Source organism: Pseudohalocynthiibacter sp. F2068, assembly GCF_023015645.1.
Taxonomy (GTDB): Bacteria; Pseudomonadota; Alphaproteobacteria; order Rhodobacterales; family Rhodobacteraceae; genus Pseudohalocynthiibacter; species Pseudohalocynthiibacter aestuariivivens.
Genome location: NZ_JALKAK010000001.1, coordinates 147,384 through 174,186 on the forward strand (window position 1 = coordinate 147,384; position 26,803 = coordinate 174,186).

Here is a 26,803-nt window from a genome sequence, read left to right on the forward strand (position 1 = left end):
ACAGGGTTCTGTCGGCGGCGAAGTGTAAATCGTCAGAAAGCCAGAAAAGCGGAGGGAATAAACCTGCGGTTTCAGCGTCTTGTTAGGTGAAGGACGCAAAAATGCGCCTTTGAAACAAATGTTTTAAGGAGACACCGAAAATGAAACCGACCAAAATGATGCTTGGATCAATTGTTCTTGCCACTCTGACAGCAACTGCAGGCATGGCCGCAACAGAGGTGGATGCCGATGGTGACGGAATGCTGTCATATCCTGAGCTGACCGCCTTTTTCCCAACACTGAGCGAAGAAAGCTATCTCGCCCTGGATGCTAACGCTGACGGGATGGTCGACACGGATGAGCTGAGCGCTGCGCAAGAAGCAGGGATGCTACCGGCGACGGATGGCTAAGGACAGGGCCTGACATCCAGCACTCGGTTCTGAGAGTCTCAGCTCCATCCCCACCTCAGGACCGGGATGCCCTGAGCCTGAAAGCGGCCCGCAGATGCGGGCCGCTTTTCTGTTTGAACGTTCAGACGCCGCGCGAAAGTGCAGCGACTCCGGTACGGGCGATCCGGCCCAGACCCAGCGGCCGCATCAGGTCGGCAAACGCGTCGATCTTGGAAGGGGCGCCTGTCAGTTCAAAGACAAAGCTTTCCAGTGTCGAGTCAATAACCTGTGCGCGGAAGATATCTGCCAAGCGCAACGCCTCGACCCTTTTATCGCCGGTGCCGTGTACCCGCATCAGAGCAAGTTCACGTTCCACCGAGTCACCTTCGACGGTGAGATCGTGAACCTCGTGCACGGGCACGATCCGACCAAGCTGAGCCTTGATTTGTTCAATCACCGAAGGTGTTCCTGTGGTCACGATGGTGATGCGTGATTTGTGACCCTCGTGGTCGACTTCGGCAACGGTAAGACTGTCGATATTGTAACCGCGCCCCGAGAAAAGCCCGATGACGCGTGCCAGAACACCTGCTTCATTGTCGACAATACATGCCAATGTATGGGACTCCAAAGCTCCGGCATTTGGGTCGCGAAGGTCGTAGGCTGAGTGCTTTGAAGCGCCTTTTTTAATTCGTAGAGCAGACATGTAATGACCTTTCTTAAACCAAAACTGCGCCGGAAGAACCGATAGCGTCCTGTGTGTCCGCTTCGCCCATCAGCATTTCGTTATGAGGTGCGCCTGACGGAATCATCGGGAAACAATTTTCGTGTTTCTCAACAAGGCAGTCGAAAATCACCGGACCATCATATTCGAGCATTTCCATAATCGCGTCATCAAGATCAGCCGGGTCCGAACATCGGATACCTTTGCCACCGAAGGCTTCGGCAAGCTTCACAAAATCCGGCAAGCTTTCGGACCAGGAATGGCTGTAGCGTTCACCATGCAACAATTCCTGCCACTGACGGACCATGCCAAGGCGCTCGTTGTTGAGGATAAACTGCTTTACCGGCAGGCGGTACTGAATAGCGGTTCCCATTTCCTGCATGTTCATCAGCCAGCTTGCTTCACCCGCAACGTTGATAACCAAAGCATCGGGGTGCGCAACCTGAACACCAACGGAGGCAGGTAAACCATACCCCATCGTGCCAAGCCCGCCGCTGGTCATCCAGCGGTTCGGGTCCTCAAAACCCAAGTACTGCGCGGCCCACATCTGATGCTGACCGACTTCTGTACAGATATAGCGGTCTTTGTCTTTTGTGAGGGCCTCAAGACGCTCAAGCGCGTATTGAGGTTTGATGATGTTATCGCTGTTTTTGTAGGTAAGGCACTTAACGGCACGCCAATCTTCGATCTTTGCCCACCATTTGCCTAATGCTTCCTTGTTGGTCTTGCGGCCACGCGACTTCCAGACTTTCAGAAGATCTTCAAGAACATGGCCGACGTCGCCAAGAATTGGCAGATCGACATGGATCACCTTGTTGATCGAGGAGGCATCAATATCGATGTGCGCCTTTTTTGATTTTGGGCTGAAATCGTCAAGCCGCCCGGTGATACGGTCATCAAATCGGGCGCCTATATTGATCATAAGATCGCAACCATGCATCGCAAGGTTTGCTTCGTAAAGTCCGTGCATACCAAGCATTCCAAGCCAGTTTTTGCCTGACGCCGGGTATGCGCCAAGGCCCATCAGTGTTGATGTAATCGGAAAGCCGGTCGCATCCACCAGTTCACGCAACAACTGGCTTGCTGCAAGGCCGGAGTTTATGACGCCACCGCCAGAATAGATGATAGGACGTTGCGCCTTTTCGATCATCGCAGCGAGTTCGGTAATGTCGGCAATATCCCCCTTCACCTTGGGCGCGTAATGTTTTGTTACGGTTTTTACCTTAGGTGTGTAGGTGCCGTTTGCAAACTGAACATCCTTTGGGATGTCGACAAGGACCGGACCTGGCCGCCCATGTGTAGCAACATGAAAGGCCTGATGAATTGTTTCTGACAGTTTATCCGTCTCTTTCACCAGCCAGTTGTGCTTGGTGCAGGGGCGGGTGATGCCAACGGTGTCGGCTTCCTGAAAGGCGTCATTGCCGATCATGAAGGTAGGCACCTGACCCGAAAGAACAACAATCGGGATTGAATCCATTAATGCGTCTGTCAGGCCGGTAACGGCATTTGTCGCGCCCGGGCCAGAGGTTACCAGAACAACACCGGGTTTTCCGGTTGAGCGGGCATAGCCCTCGGCAGCATGCACAGCGCCCTGTTCGTGCCGGACAAGAATGTGGCGAATATCATTTTGCAGAAAAATCTCGTCATAGATCGGTAGCACTGCACCACCGGGATACCCAAAGATCGTGTCCACGCCCTGATCTCTCAAAGCCTGAACTAACATTTTTGCGCCGGTCATCTGGCCTGCCATCTTACTCACTCCGTTTCGCTCGCCCGGTGGGGCATCGTTCTCGCATAAAAAAGCCCCCGTTCTGGCGGGGGCGCATGGGTCCAATTATGGCGTCCGGTTACCGGTCCATGCGCATCTTGTTTACCACGACGACTAGAATGCAATGCATCCGAAGACTCCTTTAAGCGTTCGCGGAGATTAGGGGCGGGATCAGAGGTCGTCAACAGGGAATGCACTGTATTTTATGTCGCAGGGCGAGGGAATTCTTTGCTATTGTTGCGTTCAGGCGTGAATTTGGGGACATTTTGGAAAAAAGAGAGGCTATTGAGGTTATTTTTTACCAAGCTCAGAGCCCGACGCCGGTCCCTTGCAAAACTCCATGCTCCATTGCATAGCGTGTAAGACCTGCTGTTGAGCTGATCCCGAGTTTTCGTTTGATGTTCTTGCGATGCGTTTCGACTGTGCGAACCGAAATATCGAGATTTGCCGCCACCTCTTTGTTGGATTTGCCCTGTGCCAGTTCAAGCAGAATGGTCTGCTCTCTGCTGGTAAGAGGTTCGCGACCATCCTGAGTTTTTGGAGACAAGGATTCGGTTGCGCCCGTACAAAGATATCGGCTGCCTTGCATGACGGTATCAATCGCTGTCTTGATTTCTTCAGTTGGCACGTCTTTCAGGATATATCCAAGCGCGCCATGCGAGAGCGCGGAAGAGATGTATTCGCTGCTGTCATGCATCGACAAAATGACAATACGCGTCTGAGGCAGGCGTTCCAGAATGATTTCGGTGGCTGAGAGGCCATTAAGAACGGGCATGTTAAGGTCAAGTAAAATAACATCGGGATTCAGGTTTTGCACCTGATCGACCGCTTCTTGCCCGTTGGTCAGCGATCCGATGACGTCTATATCAGAATAGGTTTCCAGTATGGACTGAATCCCTTCTGCGACCATTGGATGATCGTCGACGATCAAGACGCGCGTTGCACCTGTCATGCTGTTGCCCTTGCTGTGCCTTGCGGTGGTAACATTCTCGACAATGGAACACGTGCTTCAATCACCGTTCCCTGGCGTGTGGAAAGCACCAGCAAGGTTCCGTTCAGTTGTTCCATTCTTTCTTGCATGTTTCGGAGCCCGAGACCACTGTCAGCCTGCTTGTCTTTGCTTTGCCGTTCGATCCCGCGGCCATTGTCGGCAATCCGCATCGTCGCACCGCTGCTGTGGCCGTAAACCTTTAGTGATACAGCAGTCGCGTCCGCGTGGCGTTCAATATTGGTCAGAGCTTCCTGTGCAATTCTGTACAAAGCAATTTTAGCGTCAGCCTCAAGCCGGTTGCTGAAAACAACTGTTTCGAATTCTGTTTCGATACCGGTTCGGTTGGCAAATTCAGCGATCAGACCTTTTAGGGCAGGGCCAAGCCCAAGGTCATCCAGAATTCCCGGGCGCAAATCCCGGCTGATCCGGCGCACTTCTTGTATCGCGCCATTCAGATGGTCGATACCGCGCTCAAGGTGTTCGCCCGCACGCTCGTCACCTGCAAGCAGCCGTTTGCGGGCGAGTTCAAGCGCGTAGCGAACGCCGACCAGAATTTGGCTGATGCTATCATGCAGTTCGCGTGCAACGCGTCCGCGTTCCTCTTCCTGTGTGTCAATAATCCGCTGTGTCAGTTCCTTGAGCTTTGCATCGGCAAGCCGGCGTTCACGAATGTTAATGAACTGGCCGCTTAGAAAGACCAGGAACAAAGCCGCGAGTGTAATACCACCAATGTAGATGAATGTGCGTTGAATGCGGGCTTCAACCTCTGCTCGCGCTGCGGCAACGGTATCAAGCACTTCGTCGATAAAAATACCGGTTCCCACAACCCATCGCCAATCCTGAAGCCCAATGACAAAGGCAACCATTCGTGCACTTTCACCGGTCGATGGTTTGGTCCAGTCGTAACTGTGGTATCCGCTGCCAGATTTCGCAATCCTGATCAACTCGTCAACAATCGGAACTCCGTTCGGGTCTGTGAGGCCGATCCAGTTTTTGGTGATCAAGTCTGTCTGGCGAGGGCTGACAAGATTGTTGCCGTCATAGTCGTAGACAAAGAAATAGCCATCCTGACCATAAAGCATTGCCGACAAAAGCTGGGTCACCAGCAGCTTTGCCTCTTCATCGTCGGGCAAAGCGCGACCGTAGATGTTTACAAACGCGGTCCTCGTGATCGAAAGGTAATTTTGAAGCTCGGCCTTTTTTGCTTCAATCAACTGACGCTCCAAAAGCGCGATTTCACGCTCTGCCGTTTCCCGCGACTGATTTGCTACAATGGCGGATATTGCGACGGCAGCCAGCAACAGGGGGATGGTGGCCAGAAAAAAAATCTTCTGTCCGTAATTGAGTGTCAGGATATTTCTTAACCCGGACATCCATCTGCCCATTGGGTGATTCCCTTCGTATTCTCGCGCAGTGATTGCCAAAATGTAGGACGCGCCGGTGCCCGTCAATTCCCAATAAATGGGCCGGATAATTGGAAAAACCTACAATCTTCGCCGAGAAAAATGATCAATCTACGCATAATTTGGTATTTCCTGATTGTATCGGCCTGTTTAGGGTTCGCCTACTTTAACGACCCGTCTGCACGTTTGTTCAGACGCTAATTCCATGGGAGGATTACTATATGGATCGTCGCTCATTTTTGAGAACATCCGCGCTCGGCGGAACCGCAGCAGCAGCTACGACGCTTGCGGCACCTGCGTATGCACAAGGCAAACGCACACTGACTTTGGTTACAACCTGGGGCCGCGGCCTTGCAGGTGTTCATGATGCAGCTCAGCGCGCTGCTGACAGCATCACCGCCATGACTGATGGCGATCTTACAATTGATTTGAAAGCTGCTGGCGAACTCGTCGGTGCTTTTGAAGTATTTGACGCTGTGACCTCTGGTCAGGCTGATATGTATCACGGTGCTGATTATTACTTTGTTGGTCAGCATCCTGGATTTGCGTTCTTTACTGCCGTTCCATTTGGGATGACAGCTCAAGAGCTCACCAACTGGTATCACCACGCTGGTGGCCACGAACTTCACGACGAACTTGGCCAGATTTTCGGTCTGAAATCATTCCTCGCCGGTAACACTGGCGCACAGGCTGGCGGTTGGTATCGCAAGGAAATTTCCGGACCAGAAGATTTCAACGGTCTGAAATTCCGTATGCCGGGTCTGGGTGGTAAAGCCCTTGGCAAGCTGGGCGCATCTGTTCAGAACCTTCCTGGTGGCGAAGTGTATCAGGCGCTTGCATCTGGTGCGCTTGACGGAACCGAGTGGATCGGCCCTTGGGCTGATGAAAAAGCTGGTTTCCAGGAAATCACCAAGTTCTACTACACTGCTGGTTTCCACGAGCCAGGCGCAGCCTTGACGCTTGCCACCAACCGTGAAGTTTTTGAATCGCTCTCGCCTGCGCATCAGAAAGTGATCGAAATTGCTTCTGGGGAAACACACCAGTGGAACCTTGCTCAGTTCATGTCCAACAACGGTGAAGCGCTTCAGCGTCTGTCGTCTTCCGGCGTGAAAATCCTTGAGTTCCCGGATTCAGTTTGGGACGCTTTCGGTGCCGCGTCACAAGAAGTGCATGACGAAAACATGGGCGATGAACTGTACAAGAAGATTTACGACAGTATGCAGTCTTCGATGAAAGCATCATCCGGCTGGATCAAACGGTCTGAAGGTACATACCGTGTACAGCGCGACCGAGTAATTGGCTAATCGTTAAAACGAGTACAACTCTGGTCAGGCCCTTCGAATACGCGGGGCCTGATCAAACATCTGCCAGATAAGGCAGGGTCTAATCGGAAAAGTGGGGGATGGGATGCTGGATGGCATAGTTTGGTTCGCGCAGAACCTATTGATGTCTTTCTATAACCTTGGTTACGCGGTGACACATCCGGGGCTGTGGCTGGACTGGTCAAATAAAGAATCGATCATGCGCTTTATCTATTACGGCGCCTCGGTCGAGTTTCTATTCGTCATTTTGACAACCTTCATCGTGATCACGGCAATTGGCTTTGTCAAAAACAGCTTCATGTGGGGCTGCGTACGTGTTTTAGAAGGTTTTGCAAATTCCATAGGCCGCTTTGTGGCATGGGCGGGTCTGTTGATGGTTCTTCAGCAGATCATTATTGTTTTCATGCAGCGGATATTCACGCAGGCAACGATTTCGTTTGGTTTCGGAACCGGGCTGACCTTTGACATCAGCTGGTGGGCTGAAGAGCTGAAACTTTACAACGCGCTGGTGGTGACACTTTGTGCCACCTACACCTTCGTGCAAGGCGGCCATGTCAGGGTCGACCTCGTCTATTCCGTTGTAAGCTTCCGCACAAAGCGGGTTATCGACATGGTCGGGTCTCTGTTGTTCATGATGCCGGTTTCCATGCTGACATGGCTCTATGGCTGGTTTTTCATGTGGCGGCATCTGGTCGTGCCAAACCCTTCAGCGTCAGACACGCTGGACAAGCTTATGCTCAAGTCGCGAGCGTTGCGCTGGAATGTCGAAACCATCGGCTTTTCACCCAGCGGTTTCAACGGCTACTTCCTCTTCAAAATATTGCTTGTGAGCTATGCCGGGCTGGTCTTTCTGCAAGCTGTAAGCTTCTTTTACCGCTCATACCTTGAGTGGAAAGAAGGCGAAGCAAGCGCTGGCAAATACCTTGACAAAGACAGCCTTGGTGAAGGCGAAGAAGCCTTTGAAGGCACACACTAATATTAGGGGCAGAAACTATGCTATTTGGACTTGATGGCGTCGAAGTCGGGCTGATCATCGTCTTCCTTTGCCTCTTTGGAGGCATCTTGTCGGGCTTTCCGGTGGCGTTTGCCATCGGTGGTGCGGCTGTTATCTCATTCTCGATCATTGCGTCGCTCGACAGTGCCGGCATTCTTGTGCATCAGGCGATCGATACGACATCGCAAGGGTTCAACGATATCGTTGCAACCGGTATCCACCCGGACACGATTTCGCATTTCCGATACCCGGATTTGCCAACAGTTGCAGTGCCATTGTTTGAACGCGGTTGGGAAGTTGCGCTTGACCGCAACATCAGCTTCATCGTCAACCGCATGAACGAACGGGTTCTGGCGGGGCAGTCAATTGAAACGCTGTTGGCGGTTTTGATGTTCGTTTTGATGGGGATCACGCTTGAACGGTCCAAGATCGCAAATGATCTGCTGACAACCATGGCTCGGGTCTTTGGGCCATTGCCCGGTGGGCTGGCAGTTTCGGTTGTTGTTGTGGGTGCGTTCCTTGCTGCATCGACTGGTATCGTTGGTGCAACCGTTGTTACGATGGGTCTTCTCAGCTTGCCGACCATGTTGCGCAACAACTACTCACCGGAACTTGCAACTGGCGTTATTGCAGCGTCCGGAACACTGGGGCAAATTATTCCGCCCTCGATTGTGATTGTTCTGCTCGGCACGTTGGCGGGAGACCTTTACTCCGCAGCGCAAGAACAACGCGCTGCAGAGGCAGGATGTTCTGATGCTCTGACCTATCTGGGCGAAGCAGCGGTTGTTTCGGTCGGTACGTTGTTTCAGGCCGCGATTCTGCCCGGTATCCTGTTAGCGGTCCTCTATGCGTTGTACGCTTTTGGTTATGCAATGATGCGCCCGCATAATGCGCCGCCCGTTGTTGCTGAATCAATTGAAGGCGAGGTCATCACCCGCAACGAAGCTTTAACCTGGTTCCTCATTGCACCAGCTGGCCTGATCGGTGGCGCCATTCTGGCCGGTTACCTTGGCGTTGTCGGCTCGCAAAATGTTATCGTAGATAGCTATTCGGATGCATCAACTTCGGCAGTTTTGCGTACAAGTGTATCCGACCAGTGTAAATCAGCGATGATTGATCTTCATGGCCAGGAAAAATGGGATATTGCTACTGAGCAGCAGTCCGTTATTGACGCGTCTGGAGGTGCTCAGGAAAGCCGCCAGCTGAGCGAAGAAGAACTTACGCAAGGACTGATCGACAAAGTCGCATCTGCCGCACCGGTCGGAACCGGCATTGCAATAATGTTCCTCATGCTCGGGTTAATTCTGGCTATCGCGCGTGGTGTTGCACCTTCTGCTGATCCGCGCCCATTGCTGATTGGGTTCGGAGGGGTGGTTCTGGCGATCTTCGCGGATATCGCCTTTATAGGACCGCTTACAACGCCGGGGGCAGCATTGCTTATTCTGGCGATCCCATCGATCATTGCGCTTTATGGGTGTCGCTACGCCGTTGCCCATCTGGGGCGCAATCAACTGATCAAAGTGGTTTTTCCGCCGCTTGTTCTGATTGTTGCTGTTTTGGGGTCTATTCTTGGCGGTATAACAAACCCGACACCTGCTGCGGCCTTGGGCGCTGGGGGTGCTATTCTTCTGGCAGCGTTCCGTAAGTTGCAGGACGAGGGTGGATCCGGAAAGCTTATCATTCAAGCGGCGTTCGCTGTTGTGATCCTGATCCTGATCGGTGTGAATTTTGATCTCAGGATAACCAGAGACTCGGTCCCGTTTGAAGATTGGGTTGCGTTCTTTGCTGCTCAGGCCGCATATCTATTCGCGATCTTTGGGATATTTTACGCCTGCTGGGTTCTGTTCAAAGGCGGCGTGCTTAGCCCTGTTGTGCGGGAAACTGCAAAAGTGACCTCGATGGTCTTTACCATCCTGATAGGGTCGCAATTGCTGAACCTCGTTGTCATCTCGTTTGGCGGCGAACATTACATTCAGCAGTTCCTCAAGAGCTTTGACAATGAGTTTAAGGTTTTCCTGATCGTGATGCTGGTGCTGTTCGTATTGGGTTTTGTGCTTGATTTCCTTGAAATCATTTACATCGTGATCCCCATTGTCGGACCGGTCATCTATGGCGGAACGATGGACCCAAAATGGGTCACGATAATGATTGCCGTTAACCTGCAAACATCGTTCCTGACGCCACCGTTTGGTTTCGCGCTCTTCTATCTCAGGGGGGTTGCGCCGAAAGAAGTGACGACTGGGCATATCTACAGGGGCGTTTTGCCATTCGTGTTGATTCAGGTCTTTGGGCTTGGATTGCTGTGGTTGTTCCCGGCTGTGGTTACGATTGTACCTAACCTGATTGGGCATTAACCTACGGAAAAATAAAGGCCGCGCCAAAGAATGCGCGGCCTTTCTCATTTAGCGAAACGAGACATTTCGCCAATTGTACGTCATGTTTTGAGGTTAGTTTTTCATTTGTCTAACGCGTTGTTGGCATACCGTCCGGCAACTTGATCTTCGCAACCTGTTCGGCAATCGGATCAACAGACAGGGGGTGCGTATCTGCGTTGTAAGTATCGGAAACTCTCAGATCGCTCCAAACTCCATTCCGGTAAATTTCCACTGCGCTGAAATTCGCTTTGTATCCCATCTTGGAACTGCCGGGCACCCAATACCCAAGGTAGACATAGGGCAGGCCAGCCTCGCGTGCGATCTGGATATGATCGAGAATAACGTAAGTCCCAAGGCTGTCTTTTACCCTATCAGGGGCGTAAAAAGAATAGACCATAGACAGGCCATCATCGAGCACGTCTGTCAGGCATACGGCAAGCAAATCGCGAGTTTGGGATTTCCCTTCGCCGCGCTTTGAATATTCAACGACCCTGCTTCTGATCGGGGTTTCTTCGACCATCGCGGCGAACTCGAAAATATCCATATCGGCCATGCCCCCGTCAGCGTGGCGTGTGTCCAGATACTCCCGGAACAGCATGTACTGTTCCTCTGTCGCCCAAGGAGATGTTGCCTCGCGGTTAAGGTCTGTATTGCGGCGTATGATGCGGCGCTGGCTTTTTGTGTGTTTGAAATCAGCGACTCTTATACGTGCAGACAGACATGCGGAGCAATCGGCACAGGAAGGTCGGTACAAAACGTTTTGCGACCGGCGGAACCCTTGCTTTGACAAACTGTCATTGAGCTTGTCTGCCGAGTCGCCCTGAAGCGCCGTAAACAATTTGCGTTCCATACGCCCGTCAAGATACGGGCATGGCTGCGGCGCAGTCACATAAAACTGGGGGGCAATGGGCAGGCTATGACGCATCTGTGTTTTCGGCTCTTGTTTCAATCACAAACGCAGACTAGCAACAGGTTTGCCTTCCGCCAAGCCCTTTGAGATTCAGAGGGTTAAACCCAGAATGTCAGAAACGCGCAGACCTGTTAATCGCGGCGCAACCAAGCACGAGGTCCGTAAGACCCTGTGCGCGGGCACCCGTGAGCATTAAAATGACCGAAATCACCTGTGGGAAGACCAGTGAAACAGAAAACAGGAACCCCGCAGTGTGCAGCAGCGCCATCGAAAGATCAAAACGCTCACCATTGTTTGTCCGGAATTCTATTGCAGCCAGCCGCATTCCCGGTGTTGCGGAATTGCGCGAAAGTGAAACTGTGCGGTAAATAAAATTAACCGTCAAAAAGACAAGGGGTAGGATCAAAAGAGGAATGAAGACCCCTAAAACAACTATGAGCGCCGTTATCAACGCTGTCAAAATCGTGTCGATGACCCAGGCAATCAGTCGTTTTGTCGGCACGTCCTGATAAAATTCTGCTTCGCGGTCCGGGTCCGGCAAACCCCAGGCTGTATGCGTCGTTTGCATTTTAGCGGTCTCTTTCGTCAAAGAATAAAGCGGCCCCCGTTAAAGAGACCGCCTTGATTATACATATCAGGTTTCGATGGGTTCGTCTTTATCCATCGTTTCCTTGGCTTTTTGCGCGCGCTCGTCCATGAAATCGTCGAATTCAGATTTGTCTTTCGCTTCGCGAAGACGTTCAAGGAAAGCTTCAAAGTTGCTTTGTTCGTCTTCAAGACGACGAAGCGTTTCGGATTTGTAAGCGTCAAATGCAACGTTGCCGGAAGAGCGGAAACTGTGACGTGTGTGGGTGCGGTTGCGCCGGGCGCAGGTGCCTGAAAACATGCGTTTACTCCAGATCATGTATGCAAGAAGAGCCAGACCAACTGGCCAGAACAAGATGAAGCCAAGAACCATGACTGCTATCCATGCGCCTTTGCCACGCGCATCGAGCCAAGTTTCTGCTTGGTTGGGCCAAGAGGCAACAATGCTCATTTGAAAACTCCGTATAAGGTTATGTTCGAATGTGAAAGCCTTTCACATTAACAAGATCGGAACATCTGTTCCTTAAGTCAAGAGTAAATGTTAAACTAATTTACATTATTTTGATAAATCAAATAAATTCTGATACTAACGCATTGGTTATCTCATGTAATTTGGTCGAATTTATCGGAAATATGTGCCGAGGCGTGCCAGCGGCGGCCCAGACGGTATCGAAGTCAAGCAACCTTGGATCCAAAAACGCCCGAATAGGCGAGAGGTGACCGATGGGTGCAACCCCGCCGATCGCGAAACCGGTCTGAGCCCGGATGAGCGACGCATCCGCTTTGCCCAATGCTTCCCCGGCGATAGCAGACGCTTTGTCCTTACAAACCTGATTGCCACCAGCCGTCAGAAACAAAACGGCAGTTCCACTTGTTTCACCTCGAAAAATGATTGATTTCGCGATCTGATCTAATGCGCAGTTTGCTGCATTTGCAGCTTGCAATGCCGTTCGGGTTTCGCCGGGCATCTCAAGAATCTCGGTTTCCACACCCGCTTTGATCAAGGCATTTCTGACGCGTTTCAGGCTCTTGCTCATAGTAATCTCCCTGCCGCTACTTATTCTGAACTTTTTCGAATCCTTTCGGTTTCTTACTCAGAACATTTTCGGAGACGCAAGCAGACATGAAACCAAAAACATCGACTGTAATGTTGTGTTAAGTGTGGTTGACGCCCGCCCGTCTGACGCCGCATCTTCGTCAGATGACTTTTGCATCACTCATTACCCGCTGCTCGATTCCCTACGAGCCTGACAGAGGTCAGGAAGCAGCGGCGTTGTTTCCGGACTCTGGCGCAGACATCCAAAACCTTGTCGCTGGCGCGGCGGGCAACAGCCCGTATCTTGCAGGCCTCATTCAAAAAGAAAAGGATTGGCTCTGCGCTGCATTCGCGCGCACACCTGACGCGGTCTTTAACGAGATTCTGGGAAGCCTTGAGGACTTGCCGCTGGAACAACTAGCCACGGCATTGAGGCAGGGAAAACATCGTGTTGCTGTTTTCACGGCGCTTGCTGATCTCGGGGGCATCTGGACGCTGGAAGAGGTAACCGGCGCGCTGACGCGCTTTGCGGATATGTCTGTCGATGTTGCGATGAAATCCTTGGTAGCTGCTGAAATCCGCCGTGGCAAATTGCCGGGTATGAGTGAGGAAGACATAGAAACCGCCGGCGGTATGGTTGCGCTCGCAATGGGGAAGATGGGGGCAGGGGAGCTTAACTATTCTTCCGATATTGACCTGATTTGCCTGTTTGATGAAAACCGGTTCGACACAGATTCCTATCACGATGCGCGGGCAAGCTTTATTCGCGTAACACGCCGCATGACAGCAATGCTCAGCGACCTTACCGGGGATGGATATGTCTTCAGAACAGACCTGAGGCTGCGCCCGGACCCGTCTGTCACGCCGGTATGTCTGTCTATGGACGCGGCAGAGCGATATTACGAAAGTGTTGGCCGTACCTGGGAACGTGCCGCCCACATCAAGGCAAGGCCCTGTGCCGGCGACATTCAGGCAGGGTGGCGCTATCTGGAGCGGCTTCGCCCGTTCGTCTGGCGTAAACACCTTGATTTCGCGGCGATCCAGGACGCGCATGACATGCGTTTGCGTATTCGGGACCATAAAGGTCTGGGCGGCGCGATTGATCTTTTTGGCCACAACATGAAGCTTGGCCGTGGCGGCATTCGGGAAATAGAGTTTTTCACCCAGACGAGACAGATCATTGCTGGTGGTCGCGATGCAGAGTTGCGTTCGCGCGAAACCGTTCCGGGGTTAAAGCAATTGGCGGAAAAGGGTTGGGTTCCCCCAGACGTGACGGACGTCCTGATTGCGAATTATCGGTCACATCGCGAGGTCGAACACCGGCTGCAGATGGTGAATGATGCGCAGACCCATGATTTGCCTAATTCGGACGAGGGATTTGACCGGCTGGCCCGGTTTATGGGCGAAAGCGATACCGGGGCTTTTAAAGACGCGCTGATGCAGCGTCTTACGAAGGTGCATGAACTAACGGAAGGTTTCTTTGCGCCCGTTGAAAGCTCTGCAGAACCGGAATTATCCGAAGCAACGAAGGATGTGGTGGAACGCTGGCGATCCTACCCTGCACTGCGATCCGACAGGGCGGTCACGATATTTGGACGCCTGAAGCCCGAAATCCTGTCTCGGCTGCAAAAGGCGGCAAAACCTGACGAAGCATTGTATCAGTTTGATGGGTTCCTGGCCGGGCTTCCAGCGGGTGTACAACTCTTTTCACTCTTCGAAGCCAACCCTCAACTCATTGACCTGTTGATTGATATTTGTGCGACGGCACCGGCACTGGCGCATCACCTTTCACAAAATTCCAAGGTTCTGGACGCTGTGATCGGCGGGTCCTTTTTTGACGAATGGCTGGGGCCGGAACAGCTTTCCCAAGATCTCATTGGAATGCTCGCCGACCTTTCGGACTACGAGGCAAAGCTTGATACGGCACGTCGTTGGGCCAAAGAATGGCATTTCCGGATAGGTGTTCACCACCTGCGTGGGCTGATTAGCGGCAGAGAGGCGGGGCAGCAATACGCAGAACTGGCAGAAGCGGTGCTTGCTGCGCTTTGGCCTGTAGTCGTTGATGAATTTTCTGGAAAACATGGCGATCCGCCCGGCTATGGCGCGATTGTGCTTGGTATGGGGTCTTTGGGCGCGGGTCAGCTCAATTCAGGGTCTGACCTTGATCTGATCGTGATATATGACGCGAATGGCGTAGATACATCTGACGGGCGCCGACCGCTTTTGACACGGTTGTATTACGCACGGTTGACGCAGGCTCTCGTCACGGCACTGTCAGCACCGATGTCAGAAGGGCGGCTTTACGAGGTTGATATGCGTCTGCGTCCTTCGGGGCGACAGGGGCCTGTTGCAACATCCTATCAGTCTTTCACGACCTACCAGCAAGAAGAAGCCTGGACCTGGGAGCACCTCGCATTGACCCGCGCGCGGGTTGTTGCAGGCGACAAAGGTTTGGCAAAACGAATAGAGTCGTTTCGGGCGTCCCTATTGTCGGAGAAAGGCGCGCCAGACATTGTCGTCCGCGATGTTCTGGACATGCGTGCGCGTCTGGCAGAAGCCAAGCCCGCAATCGAAACTTGGGAGGCAAAGCTTGGACGTGGACGGCTTCAGGACATCGAATTGCTTGCGCAGGCGGGTGCGCTGATGGCTGGCGATACCGCACCTGATATTCAAGGCCAGCTCAAGGCTGCCTGTAAGCTTGGTTGGGTGTCCGAGGCTGACATGATGACGCTTCGTGAAAGTTATGAACTGATGTGGCGGGTGCAGATTGGCGCAAAACTACTTTCTGACCGTCCGCTTGACATGGATGATATCGGCGAAGGCGGGCGCGTTTTTATGTTGCGTGAAACAAAACAGACCGAAATCAGCCAGTTGAGAGCGGATATGGAAGAACGCGGCACTATTGCCGCAAGCATAATTGACCATGCTCTGGCAAATGTACCGCATGGAAAGGCAAGACGATGAATATGAAGCAAATTGATCCGCGTGGTTTGTTCGAAGACAGCTATCTTATAGAAGGCATCACCGAAGGCGAATGTCGCTCAATCTTTCTGGATTGGGCAATCGGTATACCTGTTGGTCAAGACCCGAAGGCGTGGATTAAGATCGTTCTGCATCAGTACCAACCGAAAAACCCGGATCATCCGATGACCAAAGTCTTGTCTGAGGGGCTTGGTGCCGTGAACAAGAAAGGCAGACGCGGGGGTCGCAAAGGTCGGGAAATCGACGGCTAGTCATGTTGTTTTTCAACGTGGAAGAATTGCAGATTCCTTGGCAAGTTCAGTGATCTTACTCCAGTTTTTCCCAATGATCAGTTGTTGAGGGGCGACCCAATTCCCGCTCACGCAAAGTGTATTTGAGAGTGACAGATGTCTGCGTGCCAGTTCCAGAGATGCGACGCCTGTTGGAATAAACCTGATCAGAGGGGCTGAGACGCCAAGCTTTTTCATTTCGTTCACACTGGTAGCGGTAATGGCGGGTGCAAACCTCTGAATAGCAAAACCGCGGACGTTCAGGTGCCGGGCATCCTCTTCACATGTTGTTGTAGGCAACAAAGCTAGGTTTATAAGTTCACATGCGCTCTGCAATCTGGCTGAAGGGATGGCCGAAACGCCGAAGCTCGCACCGGCAGCCTTTACGGCATGGGCGTCGCTGGGGTGAACCAAAGGTCCGGCGCCTATTCGGGTGGCGGGAACTTCCGCCATTTCGGCGATAATTTCCAGCGCTGCTGATGCGCGTGAAGAAACTTCAAACACTGGTAAACCGCCCATTATCAGCGCCCTAGCCAGCGGCTTTGCCGAAGAAACATCATCAATCGATATTTCCGGAATAACCGGTGCCAAAGCACACAGCATTGCAACAGGCTGACGGGTGTTCGCAGGGAACATTGAACTAACCCCTAAGTTACGATGAACACGCTCTTAAAATCGCCAAAGGAAGAACGTCTCCGAATCAATTTCATTTTGTTTTTGTTGACGGTCTGAACATTGGTGTTGGAAAATTGCATGGGATAAAAACCTCTCTAAAGAAATCTGCGCATTTTCCTTTTCTGATATGATGCAAATCGATCCTTTTCTCGTCAAACGGTAGGAGATTTTGTCTACAATGGAATTTAGCAACCAATGATTGTTTCCAAATTGGGGAAAATCATTGAATCGCTGCAGTATTATCTCAATCTTGCCCTATTTTGTAACGATATTCCGCCTCAACACAAAACAGAAATCGTTTCGAGGTTGGGATAATGAAACCTATCAGAGCAATTGTTCTTCTTGCACTCGCACTTGGCCTTTCGGCTTGTAGCGCAGTTGATACTGTTACACGCGGCCTTCCATTAGGCGAACCGACGATGGCGCGCGCGGTAACCGCTCCGTCCTATGCGGTTCAGGATGTTCGGGTCGTTGTACCCACGAACCTGCGGGTAAGCGAAGCAAACGGGTATCGCCCTGTCGCCGATATCGTCTGGCGCGGAGACCCCTACGGTAATCGTTACGAACAGATTACCGCGATTTTTGAGGATGGCATGTCACGTGGTGCGGCGCAGCTGAATGGCCAAACACCAGTAGTTGTCGATGTTCAGGTCGCACGCTTTCACGCTTTGACAGAACGTGCCCGCTACACTGTTGGCGGAACGCATTCTATCAAGTTTATTTTAACTGTTCGCCATGCCGAAACGGGTGCAATAATTGACGGGCCACGTTTGGTGAAGGCGGATCTTAAAGCTTTTGGTGGCACTGCAGCGATCAACGCTGAACGCCGGGGACAAACGCAGAAAGTGCGTATCACCCAGCATCTGGCGAATGTTATCCAGCAACAACTTGTCATGGCACCGCGACCGACAAACGCCTCTTAAAGGCTTTCGTCTGTTGAAATAAACCTCTAAGGGGAAGACATGATGTCTTCCCCTTATCCTGTTGTCCGCATGAAACCTAAATCCGAAGCCCGTGCCATTCGTCACGGGTTTCCCTGGGTTTATGCAAACGAGGTGGTCACGGACCGCCGAACGAAAAATATTCAGCCCGGCGCGATTGCGGTTCTCGAGGATGAAAACCGAAACCCGATGGGTGTGGTCGCGGTCAATCCGAATTCAAAGATATTCTGCCGGATGCTGGACCAGAATCCAGAAGCCGTAGTCAATCAGGCATGGATGGAGGCGTGTCTATCACGCGCACTCTGCCACCGCGAACGTCTGTATGACGCGCCATATTACCGGTTGATCCATGCGGAAAGTGACGGGTTGCCAGGCGTTGTGATCGACAGGTTCGGCGACGCAGCCGTCGTTCAGCCAAATGCGGCCTGGGCTGATGTGATGTTTGAGGAACTGGCTGCGGCGCTCGCATCGGTCACCGGGGTCACAACGATTGTCAAAAACGGCACCGGTCGCGCACGTACGCTTGAAGGGCTGGCCGAGGAAACGACATGCCATTCTGGCAAGCTTGACGGTCCTGTTCCTGTCGAGATGAACGGCGCCATTTACATGGCAGATTTACTGGGCGGTCAGAAAACAGGCTTGTTTCTTGACCAGCGTCAAAACCATGCCTTTGCTCAACGCCTGACAAATGGGGCCAAAGTGCTGGATGTATTTTCCCATGTTGGTGGATTCTCCCTGGCGGCTTTGGCGGGCGGTGCCGCTGGTGCAGTCGCCGTGGACGGGTCCGCTGCGGCCCTTGAGCTTGCATTGCAGGGCGCAGAGGCAATGGGTGTGCAAGACCGGTTTTCGACGATCAAGGGCGATGCGTTTGATGTATTAACCCGCCTTGAGACCGAAAAGGCGCAGTTTGATGTCGTGATTTGCGATCCGCCCGCATTTGCACCCAATAAAAAAGCGCTTGAGGCCGGGTTGCGTGCCTATGAACGCATTGCAAAACTCGCTGCACCGTTGGTTGCACCCGGGGGCTATCTCGCGCTCTGTTCCTGTTCGCACGCAGTAGACCTTGCGCGGTTCCGCAATGCCTCGGCCCGCGGAATAGGACGGGGCGGGCGGCGGTGCCAGCTTATCCACACCGGGTCTGCCGGGCCGGACCATCCGCTTTTGCCGCAGCTCGCAGAGAGCGGATACCTTAAAGCGCTGTTCTTCAGGTTGGATGGCTGATGCGAGTTCTGTGCGACGCTTGCGTGCTTTACCCAACGGTGATGCGCGAAGTGTTGATGGGGGCAGCATCTGCGGGGTTCTTTAAACCGTTCTGGTCTGAGCGCATTCTGGAAGAATGGGCGCGCGCCGCGCGCAAGATCGGGCCAACCGGTGATATGCAGGCGCGCGGTGAAATCGCGTTGCTACGTGCAAATTGGCCCGATGCAAGTGTTCAGCCGCATGAAGGTGATTTGGCGCGGCTCTGGCTGCCGGACCCGAATGATATTCACGTTCTGGCGGCGGCAATCGCCTGTTCTGCAGACATAATTTTAACGTTGAATGCCAAGGATTTTCCGCGCCATACCCTGTCTGAAGAAGGGTTGGGACGGACAAATCCTGACGATTTGCTTTTCCAGTTTTACTGCGAGGCGCCAAACGAGGTAGCGCATGTCGCGCAGAAAGTGCATGCAGAGGCCGAAAGACTGGCCGGAGCCCCTCAGGAGTTAAGAAAACTCTTGAAAAAAGCCCGTCTGCCAAGGCTGGCCAAAGCACTTGCGCTGAGAGGTTGTTAGCCTCCGGCGGGGTTATTTTAGGGAAAAAGAAAGCACTTAGTCTATTTAAGAGCGGCCCAGTCGGCCTCGAGTTTTTCAATTGCCTTTATACGTTCTGCCGTTTTTGGATGGCTCATCATCCAGGCGGGAACTGCACCTGCGCGTGATTTTGTAAGCGCTTCCAATTTGTTGAACAGGGTTTTTTGAGGTGCGGTCCCGATGCCGGATTTTGTCAGTAAGGCCGAAGCGTAGGCATCTGCCTCATATTCATCTTTGCGCGATATACGGGCGGCCAGAAGGCTCGTCAGCGCATTTGCGATCCAAACGCCAAGACCGGGAATGAATCGGGACAAGACCATTGCCAAAGCCGTTCGCAATGCATTCTGCCCTGAAAAATCAATCATGCGTCTGCGCGAATGGCCCAGAGCTACATGACCAAGCTCGTGCGCGATGACGCTTGCCAGTTCGGGACCTGTCACTTCTCCGTTTCGGTATTTCTCAAAAAAACCGCGTGTGATGAAAATACGCCCGTCAGGCGCGGCCAGACCATTTACAGGATCAATTTCGTAAATATGCACCTTGATTCGCGGCAATTCGAGCGCCTCTGCCATTTTGTTGGTCAAGGCTTTCAATTTTGGATCGGCCAGTTCGGTTGAACGTGCGTCAAGTTCCCGAGCCGTACGCCAGGCCGAGAAACGGTACATGACCAGTGCATAGAGAATGGCGAGCAGGATTGGGGTGAATTTCAACATGATAAAGATATGGGGCAGGGAAGGTCAGTGGGCAAGCGCAAGAGGTGATGTTTCCTAGCGACTGAGCGCACGCATGCCCCGTTCGATACCTTCCAGCGTCATTGGGACCATCTGGTTATCGAAGATTTCCTGTATCATTTTGACTGAATGCGTGTAGCGCCAATGGGGTTCAGGCAAGGGGTTGATCCACAGGTTAGACGGCCACTGGGTGCGGGCGCGGCCCAGCCAGACTTGCCCGGCTTCCTGATTCCAATGTTCATTCGCCCCGCCTGCGTAGGCGATCTCGTAGGGAGACATGGAGGCGTCACCGACAAATATGCATTTGTAGTCTGATCCGTAGGTTCGCAGAATTTCTGCGGTAGAGACCTGGGCACCCCAGCGGCGCGCGTTATCACGCCACACACCTTCGTAAAGGCAATTGTGAAAATAGTAATATTCCAGATGCTTAAACTCTGCTCTTGCAGCAGAAAACAGTTCTTCAACAGTGCGGATGTAAGGGTCCATCGAGCCACCAACATCAAGGAACAAAAGTACCTTTACGGCATTACGGCGTTCCGGCCGGGTCTGTACGTCAAGATACCCATGTTCGGCAGTGGCGCGGATGGTACCATCAAGATCAAGCTCTTCCGCCGCACCATCACGCGCCCAGCGGCGCAATCGTTTCAGCGCAACCTTGATATTGCGGGTTCCCAGTTCAATCTTGTCGTCTAAGTTCTTGAACTCCCGCTTGTCCCAGACCTTTACAGCGCGTTGGTGCCGGCTTTCATTTTGGCCGATGCGCACCCCTTCCGGATTGTAGCCATGAGCCCCAAATGGCGACGTTCCCGCCGTGCCGATCCATTTACTTCCGCCCTGGTGGCGGCCTTGCTGTTCTTTCAGCCGTTCTTTGAGCGTTTCCATCAGTTTATCAAAACCGCCCGAGGCCTCTACTTCTGCGCGTTCTTCGGGGCTAAGGTGTTTTTCCGCCAGTTTTTTCAGCCATTCGCCGGGGATGTCGACCCTGTCCATAACGTCCTGAAAGGTTATATTTTCCAATCCTTTAAAGGTCTTGGCAAAGGCGCGGTCGAACTTATCGAGGTTTCGTTCATCTTTGACCATTGCGGTACGGGCAAGATAGTAAAACCCCTCGATATCGTAGATCACAAGGCCTTTCTGCATACCCTCAAGAAAACTAAGGTATTCTCGCAGTGATACCGGTATACCTGCCTCTCTGAGGGTTTCGAAAAAGGGCAGAAACATTGCCTATAACATCCGTTCCACTGCAATCGTTGCAAAGAGACCTATGATTGCGAAAATAAGCGCAAAAACAGCGGCATATTGCACTTTGTCGAGCCTGTTTCCCTGGCGTCTGCCAGCCAGCACAACGCCAAAGATGGCGCCGATAATCAATCCCCCGATGACCAGCATTTCAGCCTCCGCTCGTTTGTCTGCGAGGGACAAGCGACATGATATTTTCAAGGCGCGCCCGAACCTCGGCTTCGGAACCAAACCCATAACGCGCCCAACCCAGACTGTCGAGCCGGACGCTCGCGGCATCTTGCGTGCGACCAAGCTGTTCCAGCGCCTCGGCCTTTATCATCAGAAGTGTCGAAAGGAGCGCCGCGTTCTGTGCTTGTGAGACAACCGGCAGGTTTTTGTCCGCGAGTGTGAGGGCGGCATCTGGCCGTCCGGATGAAAGCAAGTAGACTGCAAGATGCATTTCGACATGTGCGGCCTGAAGCTGTGTTTCAGGGTTTGCCCGATAGATGGTTCCGGCTTCAAGAAACGCGAGCAGGGCAGCATCTGGGTTTGTCCGTGCAACAAGACGTCCATAGGCAAACAAACTGAATGCAAGGCGGTTATCCGTCCATCCCTGCGCACGGGCGATATCGATGGCCTGTCGCGCCGAACTTCGCCGCCGCGTACTGCCAGCGACTGGTCCAAGCGCGGTTTCAAGCGCGTTGATCCAGGCGCGTGGTGTTGGAGATTGGGGTGTAAAGTTACCTGCGCGCCCTGCCGGGTTCAGGCGTGACAAAATAGCGGGTAGTTTCTGTGCAACCTGATCGCGGGACATGCCGTTTTGTAGCTCTGGTGCGTAGTAAATACGCAGCATTAGCATGTCAAAACCCGTCAGGACCGTATGAAAGTTATCATCATTGAAAACGGAATTAGGCAGCCGATACATATCGTTAAGCGGGCCGAGCGCCTGTGCGATCTCTTCATGCAAACAGTCGCGCAGTTCTTGTGGGCTAACGTTGCTTGGAACAAAAATTGCGACTTTGTCTCTATGGGTCAGAGTGGTCCAGTCTGTTACGTTGCCGCGACGGTTTGCTCGAAACTCCGCCCAGTTGGAAACTCTGGGAACAACAAAACAAGCCGCCTGCGGAACGAGCCCTTGCAGTTGTCTTTGTGGAATCGCCTGAATCGTGATGTTCGCATCCCGGTTGCGTGGAACCTGAGAAATATCCAGACCTGCTTCGGTACGAAGCCGGCTGATAAGACGGCGCAAGTCCGGTGCGAGATTTGCAGGTGCATCACCGGTGACACGCAGTGTTATTGGACCCTGGAAACGGGTCATAACGGGAACGGGCCGTCCGCTTTCCATCTGAAATGAGAGTTCCAGAAAGTCTCTGGCAAGTGAGCTGTTGGATTGCCTTGTGGGGAGGCTGCGTTGATTTGAAAATACCTTCATAGGTGGCAATACTAGATCGGCTGGCGCGCGCCGTTCCGGTACCTCGCTGCGGGGTAGAGGAGAGCAGGCCGCAAGGGCAAGGAATGCAAATGTTAAAATGCGGAATGTCAAAGTGTTAAGGCCTTGCATATTCTATAAACGGCGTTTTGACGCCAATGCGGTCGTACAACTGCCGCGCAACTGTATCGAAATCTCGCGTGGGCCAGCAAATAGAAGGCGCGCCTCGTTTTGCCGGCTTCGTCTGATGCGTTAAGGGGACGAATGAAAAGCGTCATCTCTGCCCTCGGGCCATAAACGCGAGCCGCTCAAAAAGATGTACATCCTGTTCGTTTTTCAAAAGCGCGCCGTGCAGTTTCGGAAGCGCATTCGCGCCATCCCGTCTCAGATCTTCGGGGGTCAGGTCTTCGGCAAGCAACAGTTTCAACCAATCCAGTACTTCTGAGGTAGAGGGCTTTTTCTTTAGCCCCGATGTTTCACGGATTTCATAAAATTGCGTCAAAGCTGTGGTTAAAAGCTGTTCTTTGAGGCCTGGAAAATGGACCTCGACGATTTCTTTCATCGTGTCCATATCCGGGAAACGAATATAGTGGAAAAAACAGCGACGCAAAAAGGCGTCTGGCAATTCTTTTTCGTTGTTTGATGTAATGATCACGATTGGGCGATGCTTTGCAGAGATCATCTCGCCGGTTTCGTATACGTAAAATTCCATCCGGTCGAGTTCCTGTAGCAAATCATTTGGAAACTCGATGTCGGCCTTGTCTATTTCGTCGATCAGCAGGACTGATTTGCCATCCGCGTGAAAAGCCTGCCAAAGCTTGCCTTTGCGGATGTAGTTTTTGACGTTGTGTACACACTCTTCACCCAGTTGACTGTCACGCAAACGGCTGACTGCGTCATATTCGTACAGGCCTTGTTGCGCTTTGGTGGTCGATTTGATGTGCCACTCAATCATTGGCAGACCCAAAGCCGCACTGACCTGCCGGGCCAGTTCGGTTTTTCCTGTTCCCGGTTCACCTTTCACCAAAAGCGGCCGTTCCAATGTTACAGCGGCGTTTACAGCCACGGTGAGGTCTTCGGTTGCGACGTAAGAGTCGGTTCCGTTAAATTTATCGGTAAAATTCATAATGTTCTTCAGTGCCTGGTTATGGATTTAAACGTGACATTACCACACAAGACAGCCGCTTCAACTCTGTGTAATCACCTAGTGACAATCCTTTTAGATTGGATTAGACGACGGGTCATAAAGAGGGAGCCGGATGTCAGACTCACATTCAGAGCCAGTCACAGGCAAAGTTAAGGGAGCAGGTATGAAAGCCGAAGTTTTCCTACCAGACGACTATCGCCCAGCAGAAGATGAATCGTTTATGAACGAACGTCAGTTGGCGTATTTCCGACGCAAGCTGACCAACTGGAAAAACGAACTTATGGCCGATAGCAAAGATACCATCGAAGGCTTGCAAGATGGTTCACGCAACATCCCAGATGTCGCAGATCGTGCCTCGGAAGAGACAGATCGTGCATTGGAGCTGCGCACGCGTGACCGTCAGCGTAAGCTGGTTGCAAAAATTGACTCAGCACTTCGCCGTATCGATGAAGGCGAATATGGGTATTGCGAAGAAACAGGCGAACCAATTTCGTTGAAACGTCTTGATGCGCGCCCGATCGCGACGATGAGCCTCGAAGCGCAAGAACGCCACGAGAGGCAAGAAAAAGTTCATCGCGACGATTGATCGCCGTGAACAAAAATTTAGGGGGGCGCCGGGGCTGAATAGCTCTGGCGTCTTTCGTTTGAGAGGCTGGATTTGACGCTTGCGGATCAAAAAATAAAAGTTCTGGGCGCTGGCATTGGTGGGCTGGCAGCAGCGACGGCCCTTGCACGCGCTGGCGCTGACGTTACCATTCTTGAGCAGGCTGACAAAATAAGTGAAGTCGGCGCAGGCCTTCAAATCAGCCCAAATGGCGCTGTCGTGCTTCAATCGCTTGGCTTGGGAGACGCGATTCGAAAGAAAGGTTTTCGGGCCAAAGGGGTGCAGCTACGTGATTTTCGTGCAGGCAAGCTTGTCTTTGAACTTGATCTGACACGACAGGATACGCCGCAAAACTATTATTTTCTGCACCGTGCCGATCTGGTTGAAATGCTGGCAGAGTCTGCGCGCGATGCTGGTGTTAAAATCCGACTGCTGCAATGCGTTACAGAGGTTTCCTTCACTGAAAAGGGGCGTGCGTGGTTGCAGACAGCGCAGGGCGCAACCACGAAATCGGATATTTTGATTGGGGCGGATGGTGTCAATTCACCGACGCGTATCGCCCTGAATGGCGTCTCCAAACCATTTTTCACGCGCCAGGTCGCGTGGCGTGCCGTTGTGCCCGCATTAGGAAACGAGCCAGCGGTCGCAACAGTTTACATGGGCCCGGGTCGTCATTTGGTTTGCTATCCTTTGCGTGGGGGATCGATGATAAATATAGTCGCCGTGGAAGAGCGCAGAGACTGGGCGGCAGAAGGCTGGAATCATCCCGATGAGCCAGCAAATCTGCGCGCTGCGTTTGCGGAATTCTGCCCGGAAGTTCAGGCGTTGCTGGAGCGCGTCGAAACATTGCACCTTTGGGGACTGTTCAGGCATCGGGTCGCGCCAAAATGGTTCAAGAATCACACCGCGATTCTGGGTGATGCTGCGCATCCTACTTTGCCGTTCATGGCCCAGGGGGCATCAATGGCGCTGGAAGATGCCTGGACGCTCGCAGATAGTTTGCAGAAAACGACCGAGGTCGAGACAGGGCTTGCAGCGTATCAAAACCGCCGTCATGCACGCGCGACCCGTGTAATAAATGCAGCAAGTAAGAATGCCCGTAACTACCACCTGCGTCTGAAACCATTGCGTTTCGCCGCGCACACGGCTTTACGGCTGACAAACCATATCGCGCCAGATATGGCGTTGAAAAAATTTGACTGGCTCTATGGCTACGACGTGACAAAATCCAGTTAACTTTGGTGTCAGGCCGCGATATCGACCCAGACCGGCACGTGGTCAGAGGGTTTTTCACGTCCTCGTATCGCAGAATCGATCTGACAATCTCGCAATAAATCAGCGCATTGCGGCGTCATAAGGAAGTGATCAATACGAATGCCGTTGTTCCGGTTCCAGGCCCCAGCCTGATAGTCCCAGAAACTATATTGCTCGGGCAGTTGATTGCGCGCGCGAAATGCCTCGGTGAAGCCAAGGTTGACGATCTTGCGCCACGCGGTCCGGCTTTCGATGCGAAACAGGGCGTCATCAACCCAATCTTCCGGTTTTTTCGCGTCTTCTGCTTGCGGAATTATATTGTAATCCCCTGCCATTAAGGCCGGTTCTTCGCTTCTCAGTAACTCTTGCGCGCGTTTGTAGAGTCTTTCCATCCAGGCCAGTTTATAATCATACTTCGGGCCCGGTACGGGGTTGCCATTCGGGAGGTACAACCCGCAGATGCGCACCGCCTGCTCCCCGACAACTGTTGCTTCAATCCAGCGGGCTTGTTCGTCGTCATCATCGCCCGGCAGACCGCGCGTCACATCCTCCAAAGGGAGCTTGGAAAGGATCGCCACGCCATTGAAGCTTTTCTGACCATGCGTTTGAACATTGTAACCTTTGTCTTCAAACATCTCGCGAGGGAAATTTTCATCGATTGATTTAATTTCCTGCAACAGGGCAACATCAGGTTGTGCTTCATCCAGCCAATCTGAAAGTGCGTTGATCCGTGCCTTGATCCCGTTGATGTTAAATGTGGCGATTTTCATCCGGATGTCCTCACAGCGATTTCCACTTTAGTAGCTGGGGGAAAGGGGCGGGTACAAGTCTTATGATGATTTGATCATGGTAGAGAAAATATCTGTCAGACGGCGGCAAAAACAAAATGTTCGACAAATTAGCGTCGCCGGCGCAAGCGGCCGAGAACCTGATAACGCAGAACAGGCGATTACATTGAAAAACTTGTCCCACAGCCACAGCTGCTGGTCGCGTTGGGGTTTTCAATGATGAACCGCGCTCCGATCAGTTCTTCGGTGAAATCGATGACTGCATTGCTCAGAAACGGCAGTGAAATTGCATCAACCACGACTTTTTGCCCATTCTCTTCAAGGATCAGGTCATCTTTTGCTGGTGCGTCCAGTGTGATTTCGTACTGAAAGCCGGAACAACCACCGCCTTCGACCGCTACGCGCAGCGCCTTTACCTCTTTTGAGGACGCATTGATTTCTGCTAAACGCTGAAATGCGCGGGGTGTGACCTTTGGGGGCAGTGTAAGTTCCATTTTAT

The 26,803-nt window shown here is 52.5% G+C and carries 27 protein-coding genes; 11 read left to right on the plus strand and 16 right to left on the minus strand.

Annotation, left to right across the window (positions count from 1 at the left end; translation table 11 throughout):
- Positions 1-140 precede the first annotated feature (140 nt).
- Positions 141-389, plus strand: a complete 249-nt coding sequence (locus MWU63_RS00690) for a hypothetical protein (RefSeq protein WP_213888074.1) — start codon at positions 141-143, stop codon at positions 387-389.
- Positions 390-510: 121 nt separating this feature from the next.
- Here the strand turns inward: MWU63_RS00690 and ilvN are convergent, their stop codons facing one another.
- The 4 genes from ilvN to MWU63_RS00710 form a co-directional block, all read right to left on the minus strand.
- On the minus strand, positions 511-1,071 hold the full coding sequence (gene ilvN, locus MWU63_RS00695) for an acetolactate synthase small subunit (protein ID WP_213888073.1): 561 nt from the start codon (positions 1,069-1,071) through the stop codon (positions 511-513).
- Positions 1,072-1,084: 13 nt separating this feature from the next.
- Positions 1,085-2,839 carry an acetolactate synthase 3 large subunit gene (locus MWU63_RS00700; RefSeq protein WP_213888072.1) on the minus strand — a complete coding sequence of 585 codons (1,755 nt, stop codon included), beginning with the start codon at positions 2,837-2,839 and terminating at the stop codon, positions 1,085-1,087.
- Positions 2,840-3,164: 325 nt separating this feature from the next.
- Entirely contained in the window at positions 3,165-3,809 is a 645-nt protein-coding gene (locus MWU63_RS00705) for a response regulator transcription factor (RefSeq protein WP_213888071.1), read from the minus strand.
- Positions 3,806-5,221 carry a cache domain-containing protein gene (locus MWU63_RS00710; RefSeq protein ID WP_213888160.1) on the minus strand — a complete coding sequence of 472 codons (1,416 nt, stop codon included), beginning with the start codon at positions 5,219-5,221 and terminating at the stop codon, positions 3,806-3,808. The genes MWU63_RS00705 and MWU63_RS00710 overlap by 4 nt, the downstream gene beginning before the upstream one ends.
- 251 nt (positions 5,222-5,472) lie before the next feature.
- Between MWU63_RS00710 and MWU63_RS00715 the strand changes: the two genes are divergently transcribed.
- The 3 genes from MWU63_RS00715 to MWU63_RS00725 all read left to right on the plus strand — a co-directional run bounded on the left by MWU63_RS00715 (position 5,473) and on the right by MWU63_RS00725 (position 9,921).
- A complete protein-coding gene (locus MWU63_RS00715; protein WP_213888070.1) occupies positions 5,473-6,555 on the plus strand; it encodes a TRAP transporter substrate-binding protein in 1,083 nt (360 codons plus the stop codon).
- Between the two features lie 103 nt (positions 6,556-6,658).
- A complete protein-coding gene (locus MWU63_RS00720) occupies positions 6,659-7,549 on the plus strand; it encodes a TRAP transporter small permease subunit (protein WP_213888069.1) in 891 nt (296 codons plus the stop codon).
- A 17-nt stretch (positions 7,550-7,566) separates the two neighbouring features.
- Positions 7,567-9,921 carry a TRAP transporter large permease subunit gene (locus tag MWU63_RS00725; protein ID WP_213888068.1) on the plus strand — a complete coding sequence of 785 codons (2,355 nt, stop codon included), beginning with the start codon at positions 7,567-7,569 and terminating at the stop codon, positions 9,919-9,921.
- 109 nt (positions 9,922-10,030) lie between these two features.
- Here the strand turns inward: MWU63_RS00725 and MWU63_RS00730 are convergent, their stop codons facing one another.
- The 4 genes from MWU63_RS00730 to MWU63_RS00745 all read right to left on the minus strand — a co-directional run bounded on the left by MWU63_RS00730 (position 10,031) and on the right by MWU63_RS00745 (position 12,474).
- Complete coding sequence (locus MWU63_RS00730) at positions 10,031-10,867, minus strand: arginyltransferase (RefSeq protein ID WP_247076691.1); 837 nt, start codon at positions 10,865-10,867, stop codon at positions 10,031-10,033.
- A 97-nt stretch (positions 10,868-10,964) separates the two neighbouring features.
- Positions 10,965-11,420, minus strand: coding sequence for an RDD family protein (locus MWU63_RS00735; RefSeq protein WP_213888066.1), 456 nt, complete (start codon positions 11,418-11,420; stop codon positions 10,965-10,967).
- Positions 11,421-11,486: 66 nt separating this feature from the next.
- Positions 11,487-11,888 (minus strand): DUF2852 domain-containing protein, encoded by a 402-nt coding sequence (locus tag MWU63_RS00740; protein ID WP_213888065.1) that lies wholly within the window; start codon positions 11,886-11,888, stop codon positions 11,487-11,489.
- A 118-nt stretch (positions 11,889-12,006) separates the two neighbouring features.
- Positions 12,007-12,474 carry a YbaK/EbsC family protein gene (locus MWU63_RS00745; protein WP_213888064.1) on the minus strand — a complete coding sequence of 156 codons (468 nt, stop codon included), beginning with the start codon at positions 12,472-12,474 and terminating at the stop codon, positions 12,007-12,009.
- Between the two features lie 164 nt (positions 12,475-12,638).
- Between MWU63_RS00745 and MWU63_RS00750 the strand changes: the two genes are divergently transcribed.
- Positions 12,639-15,437, plus strand: a complete 2,799-nt coding sequence (locus MWU63_RS00750; protein WP_213888159.1) for a bifunctional [glutamine synthetase] adenylyltransferase/[glutamine synthetase]-adenylyl-L-tyrosine phosphorylase — start codon at positions 12,639-12,641, stop codon at positions 15,435-15,437.
- Positions 15,434-15,706 carry a hypothetical protein gene (locus MWU63_RS00755; RefSeq protein ID WP_213888063.1) on the plus strand — a complete coding sequence of 91 codons (273 nt, stop codon included), beginning with the start codon at positions 15,434-15,436 and terminating at the stop codon, positions 15,704-15,706. Before MWU63_RS00750 ends, MWU63_RS00755 begins: the two co-directional genes overlap by 4 nt.
- Before the next feature lie 12 nt (positions 15,707-15,718).
- Here MWU63_RS00755 and MWU63_RS00760 read toward each other — a convergent pair whose 3' ends face one another.
- Positions 15,719-16,360, minus strand: coding sequence for a keto-deoxy-phosphogluconate aldolase (locus MWU63_RS00760; RefSeq protein ID WP_213888062.1), 642 nt, complete (start codon positions 16,358-16,360; stop codon positions 15,719-15,721).
- A 353-nt stretch (positions 16,361-16,713) separates the two neighbouring features.
- Between MWU63_RS00760 and MWU63_RS00765 the strand changes: the two genes are divergently transcribed.
- Genes MWU63_RS00765 through MWU63_RS00775 form a run of 3 tightly spaced genes read left to right on the plus strand, consistent with a single transcriptional unit; the run spans position 16,714 to position 19,112 of the window.
- Positions 16,714-17,322: a DUF6778 family protein gene (locus MWU63_RS00765; protein ID WP_247076693.1), complete on the plus strand. Its 609-nt coding sequence runs from the start codon at positions 16,714-16,716 to the stop codon at positions 17,320-17,322.
- 39 nt (positions 17,323-17,361) lie between these two features.
- Positions 17,362-18,561 carry a class I SAM-dependent rRNA methyltransferase gene (locus tag MWU63_RS00770; RefSeq protein ID WP_213888060.1) on the plus strand — a complete coding sequence of 400 codons (1,200 nt, stop codon included), beginning with the start codon at positions 17,362-17,364 and terminating at the stop codon, positions 18,559-18,561.
- Positions 18,561-19,112, plus strand: coding sequence for a PIN domain-containing protein (locus MWU63_RS00775; RefSeq protein WP_247076695.1), 552 nt, complete (start codon positions 18,561-18,563; stop codon positions 19,110-19,112). Before MWU63_RS00770 ends, MWU63_RS00775 begins: the two co-directional genes overlap by 1 nt.
- Positions 19,113-19,153: 41 nt before the next feature.
- Here MWU63_RS00775 and MWU63_RS00780 read toward each other — a convergent pair whose 3' ends face one another.
- The 5 genes from MWU63_RS00780 to MWU63_RS00800 all read right to left on the minus strand — a co-directional run bounded on the left by MWU63_RS00780 (position 19,154) and on the right by MWU63_RS00800 (position 23,637).
- Complete coding sequence (locus MWU63_RS00780; protein ID WP_247076697.1) at positions 19,154-19,843, minus strand: M48 family metallopeptidase; 690 nt, start codon at positions 19,841-19,843, stop codon at positions 19,154-19,156.
- Between the two features lie 54 nt (positions 19,844-19,897).
- Positions 19,898-21,082: a VWA domain-containing protein gene (locus tag MWU63_RS00785; RefSeq protein ID WP_247076699.1), complete on the minus strand. Its 1,185-nt coding sequence runs from the start codon at positions 21,080-21,082 to the stop codon at positions 19,898-19,900.
- Positions 21,083-21,085: 3 nt separating this feature from the next.
- Positions 21,086-21,250, minus strand: coding sequence for a hypothetical protein (locus MWU63_RS00790; protein ID WP_213888056.1), 165 nt, complete (start codon positions 21,248-21,250; stop codon positions 21,086-21,088).
- 1 nt (position 21,251) lies between these two features.
- Complete coding sequence (locus MWU63_RS00795) at positions 21,252-22,643, minus strand: DUF2927 domain-containing protein (RefSeq protein ID WP_213888055.1); 1,392 nt, start codon at positions 22,641-22,643, stop codon at positions 21,252-21,254.
- Between the two features lie 142 nt (positions 22,644-22,785).
- Complete coding sequence (locus MWU63_RS00800; RefSeq protein WP_213888054.1) at positions 22,786-23,637, minus strand: MoxR family ATPase; 852 nt, start codon at positions 23,635-23,637, stop codon at positions 22,786-22,788.
- Between the two features lie 184 nt (positions 23,638-23,821).
- Between MWU63_RS00800 and dksA the strand changes: the two genes are divergently transcribed.
- Positions 23,822-24,244, plus strand: a complete 423-nt coding sequence (gene dksA / locus MWU63_RS00805) for an RNA polymerase-binding protein DksA (RefSeq protein ID WP_213888158.1) — start codon at positions 23,822-23,824, stop codon at positions 24,242-24,244.
- A gap of 72 nt (positions 24,245-24,316) precedes the next feature.
- Complete coding sequence (locus tag MWU63_RS00810) at positions 24,317-25,498, plus strand: FAD-dependent monooxygenase (RefSeq protein ID WP_213888053.1); 1,182 nt, start codon at positions 24,317-24,319, stop codon at positions 25,496-25,498.
- An 8-nt stretch (positions 25,499-25,506) separates the two neighbouring features.
- Here the strand turns inward: MWU63_RS00810 and xth are convergent, their stop codons facing one another.
- Positions 25,507-26,286 carry an exodeoxyribonuclease III gene (gene xth / locus MWU63_RS00815; RefSeq protein ID WP_213888052.1) on the minus strand — a complete coding sequence of 260 codons (780 nt, stop codon included), beginning with the start codon at positions 26,284-26,286 and terminating at the stop codon, positions 25,507-25,509.
- Positions 26,287-26,465: 179 nt separating this feature from the next.
- Positions 26,466-26,798 carry an iron-sulfur cluster assembly accessory protein gene (locus MWU63_RS00820; RefSeq protein ID WP_213888051.1) on the minus strand — a complete coding sequence of 111 codons (333 nt, stop codon included), beginning with the start codon at positions 26,796-26,798 and terminating at the stop codon, positions 26,466-26,468.
- Between the last annotated feature and the right edge of the window lie 5 nt (positions 26,799-26,803).

What these genes read in the sequence shown, in the direction of transcription:
- MWU63_RS00800 (WP_213888054.1), bottom strand. Translation starts at nt 23,637, where the DNA reads ATGAATTTTACCGATAAATTTAACGGAACCGACTCTTACGTCGCAACC.
- MWU63_RS00700 (WP_213888072.1), bottom strand. Translation starts at nt 2,839, where the DNA reads ATGGCAGGCCAGATGACCGGCGCAAAAATGTTAGTTCAGGCTTTGAGA.
- MWU63_RS00730 (WP_247076691.1), bottom strand. Translation starts at nt 10,867, where the DNA reads ATGCGTCATAGCCTGCCCATTGCCCCCCAGTTTTATGTGACTGCGCCG.
- MWU63_RS00715 (WP_213888070.1), top strand. Translation starts at nt 5,473, where the DNA reads ATGGATCGTCGCTCATTTTTGAGAACATCCGCGCTCGGCGGAACCGCA.
- MWU63_RS00820 (WP_213888051.1), bottom strand. Translation starts at nt 26,798, where the DNA reads ATGGAACTTACACTGCCCCCAAAGGTCACACCCCGCGCATTTCAGCGT.
- MWU63_RS00755 (WP_213888063.1), top strand. Translation starts at nt 15,434, where the DNA reads ATGAATATGAAGCAAATTGATCCGCGTGGTTTGTTCGAAGACAGCTAT.
- MWU63_RS00740 (WP_213888065.1), bottom strand. Translation starts at nt 11,888, where the DNA reads ATGAGCATTGTTGCCTCTTGGCCCAACCAAGCAGAAACTTGGCTCGAT.
- MWU63_RS00760 (WP_213888062.1), bottom strand. Translation starts at nt 16,360, where the DNA reads ATGTTCCCTGCGAACACCCGTCAGCCTGTTGCAATGCTGTGTGCTTTG.
- MWU63_RS00780 (WP_247076697.1), bottom strand. Translation starts at nt 19,843, where the DNA reads ATGTTGAAATTCACCCCAATCCTGCTCGCCATTCTCTATGCACTGGTC.
- MWU63_RS00770 (WP_213888060.1), top strand. Translation starts at nt 17,362, where the DNA reads ATGATGTCTTCCCCTTATCCTGTTGTCCGCATGAAACCTAAATCCGAA.
- MWU63_RS00705 (WP_213888071.1), bottom strand. Translation starts at nt 3,809, where the DNA reads ATGACAGGTGCAACGCGCGTCTTGATCGTCGACGATCATCCAATGGTC.
- MWU63_RS00725 (WP_213888068.1), top strand. Translation starts at nt 7,567, where the DNA reads ATGCTATTTGGACTTGATGGCGTCGAAGTCGGGCTGATCATCGTCTTC.
- MWU63_RS00745 (WP_213888064.1), bottom strand. Translation starts at nt 12,474, where the DNA reads ATGAGCAAGAGCCTGAAACGCGTCAGAAATGCCTTGATCAAAGCGGGT.
- MWU63_RS00785 (WP_247076699.1), bottom strand. Translation starts at nt 21,082, where the DNA reads ATGTTTCTGCCCTTTTTCGAAACCCTCAGAGAGGCAGGTATACCGGTA.
- MWU63_RS00720 (WP_213888069.1), top strand. Translation starts at nt 6,659, where the DNA reads ATGCTGGATGGCATAGTTTGGTTCGCGCAGAACCTATTGATGTCTTTC.
- MWU63_RS00750 (WP_213888159.1), top strand. Translation starts at nt 12,639, where the DNA reads ATGACTTTTGCATCACTCATTACCCGCTGCTCGATTCCCTACGAGCCT.
- MWU63_RS00765 (WP_247076693.1), top strand. Translation starts at nt 16,714, where the DNA reads ATGAAACCTATCAGAGCAATTGTTCTTCTTGCACTCGCACTTGGCCTT.
- xth (WP_213888052.1), bottom strand. Translation starts at nt 26,286, where the DNA reads ATGAAAATCGCCACATTTAACATCAACGGGATCAAGGCACGGATCAAC.
- MWU63_RS00775 (WP_247076695.1), top strand. Translation starts at nt 18,561, where the DNA reads ATGCGAGTTCTGTGCGACGCTTGCGTGCTTTACCCAACGGTGATGCGC.
- ilvN (WP_213888073.1), bottom strand. Translation starts at nt 1,071, where the DNA reads ATGTCTGCTCTACGAATTAAAAAAGGCGCTTCAAAGCACTCAGCCTAC.
- MWU63_RS00710 (WP_213888160.1), bottom strand. Translation starts at nt 5,221, where the DNA reads ATGTCCGGGTTAAGAAATATCCTGACACTCAATTACGGACAGAAGATT.
- MWU63_RS00690 (WP_213888074.1), top strand. Translation starts at nt 141, where the DNA reads ATGAAACCGACCAAAATGATGCTTGGATCAATTGTTCTTGCCACTCTG.
- MWU63_RS00790 (WP_213888056.1), bottom strand. Translation starts at nt 21,250, where the DNA reads ATGCTGGTCATCGGGGGATTGATTATCGGCGCCATCTTTGGCGTTGTG.
- MWU63_RS00735 (WP_213888066.1), bottom strand. Translation starts at nt 11,420, where the DNA reads ATGCAAACGACGCATACAGCCTGGGGTTTGCCGGACCCGGACCGCGAA.
- MWU63_RS00795 (WP_213888055.1), bottom strand. Translation starts at nt 22,643, where the DNA reads ATGCAAGGCCTTAACACTTTGACATTCCGCATTTTAACATTTGCATTC.
- dksA (WP_213888158.1), top strand. Translation starts at nt 23,822, where the DNA reads ATGAAAGCCGAAGTTTTCCTACCAGACGACTATCGCCCAGCAGAAGAT.